The organism is Proteus sp. G2626 (genome assembly GCF_009915985.1).
Lineage (GTDB): Bacteria > Pseudomonadota > Gammaproteobacteria > Enterobacterales > Enterobacteriaceae > Proteus > Proteus vulgaris.
The window spans coordinates 414,016-427,712 of sequence record NZ_JAABNH010000027.1; the positions used below are offsets into that span (position 1 = coordinate 414,016).

Here is a 13,697-nt window from a genome sequence, read left to right on the forward strand (position 1 = left end):
TGTAAATCTTAATCGCAAAACGGGCTCTTAAGTAAGTGCCCGTTTTTTATATCTGCAATTTATGACTAATTAATCTAATATATTTTCACGTGAATAAGGCTCTATTTCCCCCTCTCTACGTGTTTTTAATAATTTTAAGATCCACGTGTATTGTTCAGGGGATGGTGTGACTAACGCTTCTAACTCTTCATTCATTCTACGTGCAATATAAGCATCGTCTTTATCTTCAATATCATCCATTGGCTCACGAATAATTATATGAAGCTGATGTGTTTTATGACAATACACAGGAAATAAAGGTACGATAGCGGCTCGACATACTTTCATTAGACGCCCAATCGCGGGCAATGTTGCTTTATAAGTACCAAAAAAATCGACAAATTGGCTATGCTCTGCACCATGATCTTGGTCAGGTAAATAATATCCCCAGAATCCTTGTCGAACAGAAGAAATAAATGGCTTAATACCGGCTTCTCGTGAATGCAATCGTCCATCAAAGTGGTGACGTGCTTTATTCCATAAATAATCAGCAACAGGATCTTTTTGATGGTGGAACATAGCAGCCATTTGCTGGCCTTGTGCCGCTAATAGCATTGCAGGAATATCAACAGCCCAACCATGCGGTACCATAAAAATAACATTACGACCTTGCTCTTTAAAACGTTCAATAATTTCTAAGCCTTGCCAACTTGTCCGTTTTAATATGCGCTCAGGCCCTCTTAAGCAAAGCTCTGCTAACATAACAAAAGATTGAGGCGCCGTTTCAAACATACTATCAAGGACTGTTTCACGTTGTGTTTTATCCCATTTTGGGAAACAGTATCTCAAATTGATATCGGCACGACGTCTCGCGCTTTTCGCTTTACGTCCAACAAAACGACCAATAGAAGCAAGAAATGGATCACGCCATTTAACTGGTATATAAGCCAATGCACTTAAAACACCGGCACCCACCCAGGTCCCCCAGTGACGAGGATGTAAATACGCACGGTGAAATGTAGGTACATAACCCGCTTTGCTATCTGTATCTTTTTCTTTATTCATCAGATAATTCTCTGAACTAACATCCCTAATAGGCGTAAAAAACGTTAAAACAAAAACGGATGATATCAATCATCCGCTTTTATGTCTTTAAGATCGTGGTTATTGTCAATCGGCTAGCACTAATTGAGGCTTAATCTCTTTGACTTTGGCTAGATATTCTTGCTTATCTTTACCAGTTAAACCATCAGCACGCGGCAAGGTTGCCGTTAATGGGTTAACAGCTTGTTGGTTGATCCACATCTCATAGTGTAAATGAGGTCCAGTAGAACGTCCTGTATTACCTGATAAGGCAATTCTATCACCACGTTTAACTCGTTGCCCCGGTTTTACCAATAATTGGCGCAAATGCATATAACGTGTGGTGTATTGGCTACCATGACGAATAGCAATAAAATTACCCGCAGCGCCACTATATTTTGCGACAATAACTTCGCCATCCCCTGTTGCTAATACTGGTGTACCTACTGGCATAGCAAAATCGACACCTTTATGAGCAGCTAAACGCCCTGTGACAGGGTTAATACGACGAGGATTGAATTGAGAAGAAACTCTAAACTGCTTTACCGTTGGAAAACGCATAAATCCGCGCTCTAATCCACCTGCTTGGCTGTCATAGAAACGGCCATCTTCAGCAAGGAAAGCATAGTAATCTTTACCCGCACTACGTAAACGGACACCAATTAGCTCACTTTGCTCGGTACGCCCATCCAGCACCTCACGAGAAAATAACGCTGCGAATTGGTCACCGCTTTGTAATTTTTTAAAGTCTACTTGCCACTGTAATGCTTTGGTGACGGCACGTGCTTCAGCATTAGTTAAACCCGCATTTGTTGCACTGACCGAAAAACTGCCACGAATAACACCTGTAGTGACACTGTTTTTCCATTCACCTTTTTGGAACTCTTTTGTTTCTTTAAAACCCGTTTCTGTACGAGTATAAATACGCGTTTCGCGACGAGAAACACCCCAGCTTAATTCTTGAAGTAATCCATTATCATCAAGTTCCCAACTAATAGATTGCCCTATTTTGAGGTTTCTGAGATCTTTATTTTGATTAGAAATAGTTGCGATATCAGCAGAATCAATACCAAATTGAGTCAGTATTGAACTTAATGAATCACCACTAGAGACGATATAAGTATGAGGAACTTGTGCAACTGCGGTACTTGTATCTGTGCCATCTTCCGCACCAACTAATCCTTCATCGGTAAGTTGATCGCTACTGTCAGTAATAATGTCATCCGTATTTTCGCCTTGATTGGCAAGAGGCATTTGAATACTGACAGGAACTTCACGACTTTGTTCATTTTGAAGTACCACAGGCCGCCAAATTGCGACGGCCAATGTTGCTGCAGTTAACGAACCAAGCATGATTTTATGTGGGAGTGGTAAACTTAAATATACCTGTGCAATGGATTTCTTCTGCTGCACGCTCTTAATTCCTTATTGTGTTTCATTCAGGCAGCTCGCATATTGGTTAGCTAGTTGGGTAAGGAATTTTACATAGCTCTCTTGAGTCAGAGAAATCCCACTTCCTAGGGGGTCTAATACACCCATTTTAACCCCAGTGCCTTTTGCCACTGTTTCTATTACTGTCGGCCTGAATTGCGGCTCAGCAAAAATGCAAGTTGCTTTTTGCTCAACCAACTGTGTTCGTATTTGATGTAATTTCTGCGCGCCTGGCTGTATTTCAGGGTTGATAGTAAAATGACCTAACGGCTTTAAATTATAATGTTTTTCGAAGTAGCCATAAGCATCATGAAAGACAAAATAACCCTTACTTTTCACAGGCGACAGAATATTAACAAGATTTTTATCAGTTTGCTTGAGTTGTTCGCTGAATTTACCTAGGTTTACGTCCAGAAGTTCTTTTTTATCTGGATAAAGCGCAATTAACCTTTCATGGATCTGTTTTGCAGACGACAACGCAATTTCTGGTGATAACCAGATGTGCATATTATAATCACCGTGAGAATGATGTTCGTGATTTTCCTCATGTTTATGCACATTGTCATCATCATCTTTCAATAAAAGCGACTTTATTTCGTCAGTTTCCGCTAAAGCCAACTTATGATTGTCTGTAAGTCTGTTTAATGGCCTATCTAAAAACACTTCCATATCAGGCCCAACCCATACCATTAGGTCTGCTGAAGTGATTTTTTTCAAATCAGACGGTTTTAACGCATAATCATGTGGAGATGCCCCATCCGGCAATAAAACTTCCGTTGGTGTCACTCCATCAGCGATAGCAGCGGCAATAAACCCGATAGGCCGAATTGAAACCACCACATCAGCCTGAACAGAAGCGCTGAATGAGCTTATCATCGCTGTCGCTAAAAATGATTTCAATAAAAAACGATGCGCAAATTTGTTGTTTTTATGTAACATAGGAAGAATTCTCGTGAATTACCATTGGAAATGTTATATTATAACGTTTCAATGATTCTGCAAGTGCTAATTTTATGTCTGACTTGATTTGTTTAAAATCGGTTTCTGTTTCTTTTGGTGAAAGAGAAATTTTAAAAGATATCTCTTTTGATTTAAAAGCAGGCCGTATTCTTACTTTACTTGGCCCTAATGGTGCGGGTAAATCCACGGTTATCCGTTTAGTTCTTGGGTTATTAAATCCAACATCAGGAAAAGTAGAACGCCATAATACGTTACGTATTGGCTATGTTCCTCAAAAGCTTTATCTCGATCCTACCATGCCATTAACTGTTAAGCGCTTTATGACGCTAAAACCCGGTGTACGAGATAAAGATATTCTCCCTGCCCTAGAGCGTGTTAATGCGGCTAAATTAATCAATCAGCCAATGCAAAAACTGTCTGGTGGTGAATCTCAGCGTGTGTTATTAGCAAGAGCCTTACTTAATCAACCTCAACTTTTAGTCTTAGATGAACCAACCCAAGGTGTTGATGTTAATGGTCAACTCGCTCTTTATGATTTAATTAATCAACTTCGTAATGAATTAGGTTGCGCCATTTTAATGGTTTCTCATGATCTTCATTTGGTAATGGCAAAAACAGACGAAGTGCTCTGTTTAAATGGTCATATTTGCTGTTCAGGCACACCGGATGTCGTTTCTTCTCACCCAGAATTTATTGCCATGTTTGGTAGTCGTGGGGCGGAACAACTTGGTATTTATCGCCATCATCATCAACACAATAAGGAGTGTCGTCATGATTGAGTTGCTGTTGCCGGGCTGGATTGCCGGTATGCTCTTAGCAATGGCGGCGGGCCCTTTAGGCTCTTTTGTCGTTTGGCGTCGCATGTCTTATTTCGGAGATACGTTAGCACACGCCTCATTACTTGGTGTTGCTTTTGGTTTGTTATTTAATATCGAACCATTCTATGCGGTGATTGCTGTTACGTTAATTTTAGCTATTTTATTAGTGTGGTTAGAACTAAAACCACAGCTTTCCGTCGATACTCTTTTAGGGATCATGGCACACAGTGCGCTTTCTTTGGGACTTGTCGTTGTCAGTTTAATGTCCAATGTCCGTGTTGATTTAATGGCATATCTGTTTGGTGACTTGCTCTCTGTAAACTATCAAGATGTCATCAGTATTTTTATTGGCGTTGTGATTGTCTTGTTTGTGATCATTCGTTCATGGCGCCCTCTACTTTCCATGACCATTAATCAAGATATGGCCTTTGTCGATGGTGTAAATATTCAACGTGAACGTTTGAAACTGATGATGATCACTGCGCTAACCATTGGTTTAGCCATGAAGTTTGTTGGAGCATTAATTATCACCTCACTGCTGATTATCCCTGCAGCAACGGCACGGCGTTTTGCTCGCTCACCAGAACAGATGGCCGTGATTGCAATCATCGTTGGTATGTTAGCAATTACAGGCGGTTTAACCTTCTCTGCGTTTTATGACACCCCCGCAGGCCCTTCAGTGGTATTAGTAGCAAGCTGTTTATTTATTTTGAGTTTGTTCGTACCTGCTAAACAGTAATTATTTCCAACACGTTAGATAAACAATCCCCCCCAACAACACTATATTGTTGGGGGGGATTGTTATCTTTTGTCTATGGAATATCTAAGAAATTGATATCACTCTTTTTCACTTAATTCTGTTTCGCCTATAGGACCATAAATTAGCACATGAACATCCGTTAAGGGTTCCATTGCATTTTTGATTTTTTCATATACAACAGACCACTCTAAGCCACCTAATCCCGCCCCTAATGGTGGAATAGCAATAGATTTAATATTGCGCTGTTTGATTTCATTAACCAGTGTAATTAACCCTGCTTCAATATCTTCAATACAACTGGTATTCCGCCAGTGTCGTTTGGTTGGAAAATTGATAATAAAACGAGGATTAGCTGCCTTTTGTATCTCATAAATAAACATTACACCCGGTGTAAGTTCTTTGTTTTTGCATGCTAAAGCATAGGCGTTAAAATTATCTGGCCATGCTTTTTTAAATTGTAAGGCAATACCACGTCCCATTACACCAACACAATTAACAGCATTTACAATTGCCTCAGTATTTGCATGTAAGAGGTTGCCTCGGGTGAGTTCTATCATTTAAATCGTCTCCAACGTCGTCATACTGATATAAAGATTAAGGTTCTTCTACAATACGATTAAAATGACGATAGGCATGATTAGTGGCAACACGACCTCGTGGTGTACGCTGAATAAATCCTTGTTGGATTAAATAAGGCTCTAACACATCTTCTATGGTTTCCCGCTCTTCACCAATGGCGGCCGCTAGGTTATCTAAACCCACAGGTCCCCCCATAAATTTATCAATAATAGCGAAAAGTAATTTACGGTCTAAATAGTCAAAACCGGCCGCATCCACATTTAGCATGTCCAGTGCTTTAGAGGCGGTATCCTCATCAATGGCACCGTTACCTTTTACCTGTGCAAAGTCTCGTACACGTCGTAATAATCGGTTAGTAATACGTGGAGTGCCTCGTGAACGCATAGCAATTTGACGTGCACCTTCATCTGTCATCTCTAATCCCATAAAACTGGCACTACGAGAGACAATATGTTGGAGATCATCAACATTGTAAAACTCAAGACGTTGCACAATACCAAAGCGATCACGCAAAGGGGATGTTAAAGAGCCAGCCCTTGTGGTGGCGCCCACTAAGGTGAATGGTGGTAGATCTATTTTAATTGAGCGAGCTGCTGGCCCTTCACCAATCATAATATCAAGCTGATAATCTTCCATTGCAGGATAAAGAATTTCTTCAACCACGGGAGAAAGGCGATGGATTTCATCAATAAACAATACATCATGAGGCTCAAGGTTAGTAAGCATCGCGGCTAAATCACCCGCTTTTTCAAGTACAGGGCCTGATGTCGTACGTAAATTAACCCCCATTTCATTTGCAATGATATTTGCTAATGTGGTTTTACCCAATCCAGGCGGGCCAAAGATAAGTAAATGATCGAGCGCATCCTGACGTAATTTAGCTGCCTGAATAAAAATCTCCATTTGTTCACGAACTTGTGGTTGCCCAACATATTCGGCAAGAGATTTAGGGCGAATCGCCCTATCTATTATTTCTTCTTCAGGTTGTTGAATTTCTGCTGAAATCAGGCGATCTGCTTCAATCACAATGTATTACTCCTAAATAGCCGCACGCAATGCTTCTTTAATAAGCGTTTCACTATCTGTACCCAGTTTTGCTACTTTGCTGATCATTTTTGCTGCTTCTTGTGGTTTATAGCCTAATGCGATTAATGCAGCGGAAGCTTCAGCTTCAATATCAGCCGCTTTTGGTACTTTAGGTGAAGCACTTTCTGGTAATTCAATCTCACTATTTTCGAATAAATCACCATTAAGGCCTTTGAAGCGGTCTTTCATTTCAACCACTAAGCGTTCTGCTGTTTTCTTACCCACACCAGGTAATTTCACTAATGAAGTGATAGATTCATTTTCAATCGCAGTTACAAATTGGCGAGCAGACATACCTGATAAAATGGCTAGCGCAAGTTTAGGTCCGACACCATTCACTTTAATTAATTCACGAAAAAGTGCGCGTTCTTGTTTTTGGTTAAAACCATAAAGTAATTGTGCATCTTCACGTACAATAAATTGCGTGTAGATAATGGCTTCTTGGCCAATATCAGGCAATTCATAAAAACAGGTCATTGGCATATTGATTTCATACCCAACACCATTACCTGCTTCGATCAGCACCACTGGTGGCTGTTTTTCAAGAATAATTCCTCTGATACGACCTATCACCCTAACGCCTCCGCAAAAATAATTACGTCAAGTTTATAACATAAAAAAAGCTGGACGTATATCCAGCTCGTGAAAAACCAAAGACATTTACTAATATAGCCACTTATCTTAACCGCCCTCTCGTTAAAACCAGACGAGGATCACCCACTCGTAATAAATTTTGGTTAAAGTGGCAATGAGTGATAGCAATCGCCAACGCATCGGCGGCATCCGATTGAGGTGCAGCTGATAATTTTAATATTGATCGCACCATATGTTGTACTTGGCTTTTTTCAGCAGCCCCCGTCCCTACAACTGTTTGTTTGACTTGGCGAGCAGCATATTCAAAAACAGGAAGATCGTTATTGACTGCAGCAAGTATCGCAACACCTCGCGCTTGCCCCAGTTTTAATGCTGAATCGGCATTTTTTGCCATAAACACTTGCTCAACGGCAAACACATCCGGCGAAAATTGTGTGATAATTTCGCTAACACCAGCATAAATACGCTTAAGTCGATTAGGAAGGTCGGGAACTTGTGTACGGATACAACCACTTCCCAAGTAAATAAGTTGGCGCCCTTGCTGTCGAATTACACCGTAACCTGTAACACGAGATCCTGGGTCTATACCTAAAATGATAGCCATATCAATTCCTGTTGCCGATATGGTCGGATGGCGAGAGAAAAGAGCAAGGAAACCTGCTCTGCTCTTCTCTTCGCACTTTTGAATAACAGCAATTAATACTGTTATTTTCGATAATCGTAAGAACGATTACAGGATATCTTCTAGTTGTTTTGCAACTTCATCAGAGATATCACCGTTGTGATACACTTCTTGCACGTCATCACTGTCTTCTAACATATCGATAAGACGCATTAATTTTGGTGCAGTTTCAATATCTAATTCTGCTTTTGTCGATGGGATCATGGACACTTCGGCAGCTTCAGCAACGAAACCAGCCGCATCCATTGCATCTTTCACTTCACCAAAAGATTCTGGTGTTGTGTAAACATCAATAGCACCATCATCATAAGTTTCAACATCATCAGCGCCTGCTTCTAATGCAGCTTCCATAACAGCATCTTCATCGACACCAGGAGCATAAGAAATCACCCCTTTTTTGGTAAATAGATAAGATACAGAACCATCGGTTCCTAAGTTACCACCTGTTTTGGTAAATGCATGGCGAACATCGGAAACAGTACGATTACGATTATCACTTAAACACTCAACCATGACAGCAGTACCACCCGGGCCGTAACCTTCATAGATGATAGTTTCCATATTATCATTTTCATCATTTCCCGCACCGCGTGCAATTGCACGGTTTAATGTGTCACGAGTCATGTTGTTTGATAATGCTTTATCAACTGCCGCACGTAAGCGCGGGTTAGTTGCAGGATCACCACCACCTAAACGTGCTGCTGTAACTAATTCACGGATGATTTTAGTGAAAATTTTACCGCGTTTCGCATCTTGCGCTGCTTTACGGTGTTTTGTATTGGCCCATTTACTATGACCTGCCATGAAAATATCTCCAAACGTGGTCTAATCATTAAATAACAAATTCTTCAATCGCTTGCTGATTACTAGCAGATTTTGTTAGTTTTGCCGCTAGTGGCGCGTCTAGCCATTGGTATTGCGAATGCTCTGTTAGCATAATTTCTCGCTCTGCTGGAAGCGCTAACGTAAACCAATGTTCCTGACAATGTGTCACATTGGGTGCATAACGATGTCGAAAATGTGCAAATATCTCAAAGAGAATCGAGCGATGGCAATCCACCAGCTCAAGATTTTCACCTATGATATCAATTCCCACTTCTTCTTGCACTTCACGCAATGCCGTTTGAAAAGGCATTTCCCCCTCTTCTAAACTACCTGTCACTGATTGCCAGAAATCAGGATCATCTCGACGCTTCAGCATAAGCACCCGTTTGGTCTCTTTTGCATAAATAACAACTAAAACGGATATCGGGCGCTTATATTTCATTATTTACTCTTTATCTTCGCTAACTTCTTTTTGAGTAACTGCAATTGCTAACTCTTTTAAAGCATCTTCATTCGCAAAGCTTGGTGCATTAGTCATTAAACACGCGGCTGCGGTTGTTTTAGGAAATGCAATAACATCACGAATATTATCAGTACCTGTTAACAGCATTACTAAACGGTCTAAACCGAAGGCTAAGCCCGCATGTGGTGGTGTACCAAATTTCAATGCATCTAATAAGAAACCAAATTTCTCTTGTTGCTCATCAGGCGAAATTCCTAAAATGCTAAATACCGCTTGTTGCATTTCATTACGGTGAATACGCACTGAACCGCCACCCACTTCATAACCGTTAATAACCATATCATACGCATTTGCGACTGCTCCCACAGGGTGTGCTGTCAACTCAACAGGTGATAAGTCTTTTGGTGAAGTAAATGGATGGTGCATTGCGCTTAATTCCCCAGTCTCTTCATCTTCTTCAAACATAGGGAAGTCAATAACCCATAAGGGTTTCCATGCATTTAAATCTGTCAGTTCAAGGTCACGACCGACTTTCAAACGCAGAGCCCCCATTGCATCACTCATTGTGCCTTTACGACCCGCACCAAAGAAAATTAAATCGCCATCAGTTGCACCTGTGGTTTCTAAGAGACTATTAACAACATCGTTAGTCAGGAATTTAGCAATTGGGCTTTGTACACCTTCAATACCTTTTGCACTTTCATTGACCTTCATCCACGCAAGGCCTTTAGCACCGTAAATACTGACAAATTGTGTATATTCATCAATGTTTTTACGAGTTAATGATGCTCCACCTGGCACACGCAGTGCGATAACACGGCATTTTTCATCATTTGCTGCTTGTGCAAATACACTGAACTCTACATCTTTGACTAAATCAGCAATGTCTTTGAGTTCCATTGGATTACGTAAATCTGGTTTGTCTGAACCATAGCGACGCATTGCTTCTGCAAAGGTCATGACAGGGAATGCCCCTAAATCGACATCAAGAATATCTAACCATAATGCATGGATCATACGCTCCATCACTTCGCGTACTTGATCTGCACTCATGAAAGAGGTTTCAACATCGATTTGTGTAAATTCAGGTTGACGATCGGCACGTAAGTCTTCATCACGGAAGCATTTTACGATTTGATAGTAACGATCAAAGCCCGACATCATTAACAGCTGTTTAAACAGCTGTGGTGATTGTGGTAATGCGTAAAATTTACCTTTATGAACACGGCTTGGCACTAAATAGTCACGCGCACCTTCAGGTGTTGCTTTTGTCAGCATTGGGGTTTCAACATCAATGAAACCTTCGCCATCCATAAAACGACGAACAAAGCTTGTTATTTTAGCGCGGGTTTTTAAGCGATCAGACATTTCAGGGCGACGCAGGTCTAAATAACGATAAGTTAAACGACGCTCTTCACTATTTGTTTGATTACTATCTAACGGTAATGGCTCTGAACGGTTAAAAATAGACAGAGATTCTGCCGCTAACTCAACTTCCCCTGTTGCCATATTTTTATTAACTTGGCTATCAGGACGAGCGCGTACTGTTCCTGTGACTTGAATACAAAATTCATTACGCAGTTCTGATGCCTGAGAAAATGCCTCTTTCTGCTCTGGGTCAAAGAAGACTTGAACAATACCTTCGCGATCTCGCATATCTATAAAGATAAGTCCACCTAAATCACGGCGACGATTAACCCAACCACAAAGAGTCACTTTTTGGCCCACATGGGCGCTATTCAACTGCCCACAATAATTAGTACGCATACAATATCCTTTTACTCAGCTTGTTGTGCTTTCTGCTGCGGAAATTTTGGCAATAGTCTTTTTCGAGTAGTGTCAAAAAAAAGGCAGACATTATAACGAAAATTCTTCCTGGAGATAAGAGTATAGACCTAGTTTATATGATACATCTTTTCAAGGATTTGCTAATCCCCAAACAATTAATTAATAATAATTATTTATAGCGACAGATGTCGCTTTGAGGTTTATCATTAAATTCGCCGTTTTTTGACTTTGGCAATGGAGAAAAGATGGTTAGCTCGCTTTATATCGTACTGGGCGCACTGTTATTGATTAAATTGTCCCTCAATGTCGTAAAACTCAGAACACAATATCGGGTTGCTTATGGTGATGGTGGCTTTTATGAATTACAAACTGCCATCCGTGTTCACGGTAATGCGGTAGAATATATTCCTATTTCCATGGTTTTATTACTGGTCATGGAAATGAATGGAGCTTTTGTTTGGATGGTGCACATCTGTGGTTCAATTTTAATCGTCGGTCGCTTTTTACATTCATATGGATTAAAACACCGTGAACTTCGCTGGCGTCGTTCAGGCATGGCTGCCACTTATTTATCAATGTTATTGATGATCATTGCTAATATTTATTTCCTGCCTTGGATACAAATCTTTTCCTTTTATTACTAAGTCCTTTAGGAATAATATGATCATCCATGATCAAAACCGACATCCTTGCTGTTGTGTCTAATAACGGCAAGGGATCAAAAAGGTTTATTTATTTTTTCCAATTTCTTTCTAAAGAATGCAACTTTGTGAGCACCGTCGCTTCTGGTAGAATGCTCACTTCTTTTATTCCTAAAACCTATTTTAGTTATGTCGAATTCAAAATCATCACAACAAGACAGCTTATTTGCGACCCCTATTGCTAACCTGGGTGACTGGCGCTTTGACGAAAAAGTCGCTGAAGTGTTTCCTGATATGATAAAACGCTCTGTACCTGGTTACTCTAATATCATCTCTATGATTGGTATGCTTGCAGGTCGCTTTGTTACCCCCAATAGCCAAGTCTATGATTTAGGCTGCTCTTTAGGTGCGGCCACGCTTTCTATGCGTCGTAATATTGATGTTGCGGGTTGCAAAATTATTGGTGTGGATAATTCACCCGCCATGGTAGAACGCTGTCAACGCCATATTGATGCTTATAAAGCGGATACACCCGTCGATATTATTGAAGGTGATATTCTTGATATCGACATTAATAATGCCTCAATGGTCGTGCTTAACTTCACCTTACAATTCTTAGCGCCAAGCGATCGCCAAATATTATTAAACCGCATTTACCAAGGCCTAAATCCCGGTGGCGTGTTAGTCCTTTCTGAAAAATTCAGTTTTGAAGATAAAAAAATTGGTGAATTACTGTTTAATATGCACCATGATTTTAAACGTGCTAACGGTTACAGCGAATTAGAAATCAGCCAAAAACGTAGTATGTTAGAAAATGTCATGCTAACAGACTCGGTTGAAACGCATAAAGCTCGCTTACATAATGCAGGTTTTCCACATGCAGAAGTTTGGTTCCAATGTTTTAATTTCGGCTCGCTTTTAGCGATTAAAGGCAATAACTAATGATTAATTTTGGCTCGTTCTATCAACTTATTGCGCAAGATGAGCGCTTATTTCATTGGTTAGATACATTACCAGCTCAATTATCAGAATGGCGCTCAAATGCGTTACATGGTCACTTTTCCTCATGGGAAAGAATGCTCGATGGTTTGCCAGACATTACCCCTACTGAACTTGATTTAAAAAATGGCGTGATTGCCAATAGAACGCCCGCATTAAGTGCTGGTGAACAACTGGGTTTGAACAATATTCTGAAGTCTTTAATGCCATGGCGAAAAGGCCCTTTCTCCCTTTATGGGGTCGATATTGATACAGAATGGCGCTCAGATTGGAAATGGGATCGTGTTTTGCCTCACCTTTCGCCTCTTGAAGGTCGTTTGGTGTTGGATGTCGGTTGTGGCAGTGGCTATCACATGTGGCGAATGTTAGGTGAAGGGGCTGAATGTGTTGTGGGGATCGATCCCACTCAACTCTTTTTATGTCAATTTGAAGCCGTCAGAAAATTATTAGGAAATGATCAACGTGCACATTTAATTCCTATTGGCATTGAACAGATGCCAGAATTAAAAGCCTTCGATACCGTATTCTCAATGGGAGTGCTTTATCATCGTCGTTCACCACTGGATCATCTATGGCAATTAAAGAATCAATTGGTTTCAGGCGGTGAATTAGTATTAGAAAGCCTCGTTGTTGATGGTGATGAATTTCAATGCCTGATCCCTGGTGAACGTTATGCACAAATGCGTAATGTGTACTTTATCCCGTCGGCAAAAATGCTAAAAGTTTGGTTAGAAAAATGTGGTTTTAAAAATGTACACATTGTCGATGAAAATACAACCTCTCTGGATGAGCAACGTAAAACAGATTGGATGATAACAGATTCATTAGACGCATTCTTAGATGCGAATGATAAAACAAAAACAGTTGAGGGTTATCCTGCGCCTAAACGAGCAATATTAATTGCAACTAAGCCTTAAATTTTTATTTGGATCTAAGGGGATATCAAGTTATTAAATATCCCTTTATTTCATAAAATGGATCCTATTTTTATTAAAAATATCTTACACGC

Annotated in this window: 15 protein-coding genes; 5 read left to right on the top strand and 10 right to left on the bottom strand. The window is 40.4% G+C overall.

Annotation, left to right across the window (positions count from 1 at the left end; genetic code table 11):
- Positions 1 to 69: 69 nt before the first annotated feature.
- The 3 genes from lpxM to znuA form a co-directional block, all read right to left on the bottom strand.
- On the bottom strand, positions 70 to 1,044 hold the full coding sequence (gene lpxM, locus GWJ05_RS14395; RefSeq protein ID WP_036936654.1) for a lauroyl-Kdo(2)-lipid IV(A) myristoyltransferase: 975 nt from the start codon (positions 1,042 to 1,044) through the stop codon (positions 70 to 72).
- A 105-nt stretch (positions 1,045 to 1,149) separates the two neighbouring features.
- The gene (gene mepM / locus GWJ05_RS14400; protein ID WP_036936652.1) at positions 1,150 to 2,475 is read right to left on the bottom strand and encodes a murein DD-endopeptidase MepM; all 1,326 of its coding nucleotides are present in this window, start codon (positions 2,473 to 2,475) and stop codon (positions 1,150 to 1,152) included.
- A 12-nt stretch (positions 2,476 to 2,487) separates the two neighbouring features.
- A complete protein-coding gene (gene znuA, locus GWJ05_RS14405) occupies positions 2,488 to 3,432 on the bottom strand; it encodes a zinc ABC transporter substrate-binding protein ZnuA (protein WP_036936649.1) in 945 nt (314 codons plus the stop codon).
- 74 nt (positions 3,433 to 3,506) lie between these two features.
- On the opposite strand from znuA, the gene znuC reads away from it, so the two are divergent.
- Together znuC and znuB are read left to right on the top strand one after the other, a co-directional pair.
- Positions 3,507 to 4,232 carry a zinc ABC transporter ATP-binding protein ZnuC gene (gene znuC, locus GWJ05_RS14410; RefSeq protein WP_036936646.1) on the top strand — a complete coding sequence of 242 codons (726 nt, stop codon included), beginning with the start codon at positions 3,507 to 3,509 and terminating at the stop codon, positions 4,230 to 4,232.
- Positions 4,225 to 5,010, top strand: coding sequence for a zinc ABC transporter permease subunit ZnuB (gene znuB, locus GWJ05_RS14415; protein WP_036936643.1), 786 nt, complete (start codon positions 4,225 to 4,227; stop codon positions 5,008 to 5,010). The genes znuC and znuB overlap by 8 nt, the downstream gene beginning before the upstream one ends.
- A 98-nt stretch (positions 5,011 to 5,108) precedes the next feature.
- Here znuB and GWJ05_RS14420 read toward each other — a convergent pair whose 3' ends face one another.
- The 7 genes from GWJ05_RS14420 to aspS form a co-directional block, all read right to left on the bottom strand.
- Positions 5,109 to 5,588, bottom strand: coding sequence for a macro domain-containing protein (locus tag GWJ05_RS14420; RefSeq protein WP_036936640.1), 480 nt, complete (start codon positions 5,586 to 5,588; stop codon positions 5,109 to 5,111).
- A 37-nt stretch (positions 5,589 to 5,625) separates the two neighbouring features.
- Positions 5,626 to 6,636, bottom strand: coding sequence for a Holliday junction branch migration DNA helicase RuvB (gene ruvB / locus GWJ05_RS14425; RefSeq protein ID WP_036936637.1), 1,011 nt, complete (start codon positions 6,634 to 6,636; stop codon positions 5,626 to 5,628).
- A gap of 12 nt (positions 6,637 to 6,648) precedes the next feature.
- Positions 6,649 to 7,269, bottom strand: a complete 621-nt coding sequence (gene ruvA / locus GWJ05_RS14430; protein ID WP_036936635.1) for a Holliday junction branch migration protein RuvA — start codon at positions 7,267 to 7,269, stop codon at positions 6,649 to 6,651.
- A gap of 103 nt (positions 7,270 to 7,372) precedes the next feature.
- Entirely contained in the window at positions 7,373 to 7,894 is a 522-nt protein-coding gene (ruvC, locus tag GWJ05_RS14435; protein ID WP_006536599.1) for a crossover junction endodeoxyribonuclease RuvC, read from the bottom strand.
- Between the two features lie 126 nt (positions 7,895 to 8,020).
- Positions 8,021 to 8,776: a YebC/PmpR family DNA-binding transcriptional regulator gene (locus tag GWJ05_RS14440; RefSeq protein ID WP_036936630.1), complete on the bottom strand. Its 756-nt coding sequence runs from the start codon at positions 8,774 to 8,776 to the stop codon at positions 8,021 to 8,023.
- A 28-nt stretch (positions 8,777 to 8,804) separates the two neighbouring features.
- The gene (gene nudB / locus GWJ05_RS14445) at positions 8,805 to 9,239 is read right to left on the bottom strand and encodes a dihydroneopterin triphosphate diphosphatase (RefSeq protein WP_036936628.1); all 435 of its coding nucleotides are present in this window, start codon (positions 9,237 to 9,239) and stop codon (positions 8,805 to 8,807) included.
- Positions 9,240 to 9,242: 3 nt separating this feature from the next.
- On the bottom strand, positions 9,243 to 11,027 hold the full coding sequence (gene aspS, locus GWJ05_RS14450; RefSeq protein ID WP_036936626.1) for an aspartate--tRNA ligase: 1,785 nt from the start codon (positions 11,025 to 11,027) through the stop codon (positions 9,243 to 9,245).
- 266 nt (positions 11,028 to 11,293) lie between these two features.
- Between aspS and GWJ05_RS14455 the strand changes: the two genes are divergently transcribed.
- The 3 genes from GWJ05_RS14455 to cmoB all read left to right on the top strand — a co-directional run bounded on the left by GWJ05_RS14455 (position 11,294) and on the right by cmoB (position 13,605).
- On the top strand, positions 11,294 to 11,692 hold the full coding sequence (locus tag GWJ05_RS14455; RefSeq protein WP_036936623.1) for an MAPEG family protein: 399 nt from the start codon (positions 11,294 to 11,296) through the stop codon (positions 11,690 to 11,692).
- 186 nt (positions 11,693 to 11,878) lie between these two features.
- A complete protein-coding gene (gene cmoA, locus GWJ05_RS14460; RefSeq protein ID WP_036936621.1) occupies positions 11,879 to 12,631 on the top strand; it encodes a carboxy-S-adenosyl-L-methionine synthase CmoA in 753 nt (250 codons plus the stop codon).
- Positions 12,631 to 13,605, top strand: a complete 975-nt coding sequence (cmoB, locus tag GWJ05_RS14465) for a tRNA 5-methoxyuridine(34)/uridine 5-oxyacetic acid(34) synthase CmoB (RefSeq protein WP_036936619.1) — start codon at positions 12,631 to 12,633, stop codon at positions 13,603 to 13,605. The genes cmoA and cmoB overlap by 1 nt, the downstream gene beginning before the upstream one ends.
- The last annotated feature ends 92 nt before the right edge of the window (positions 13,606 to 13,697 follow it).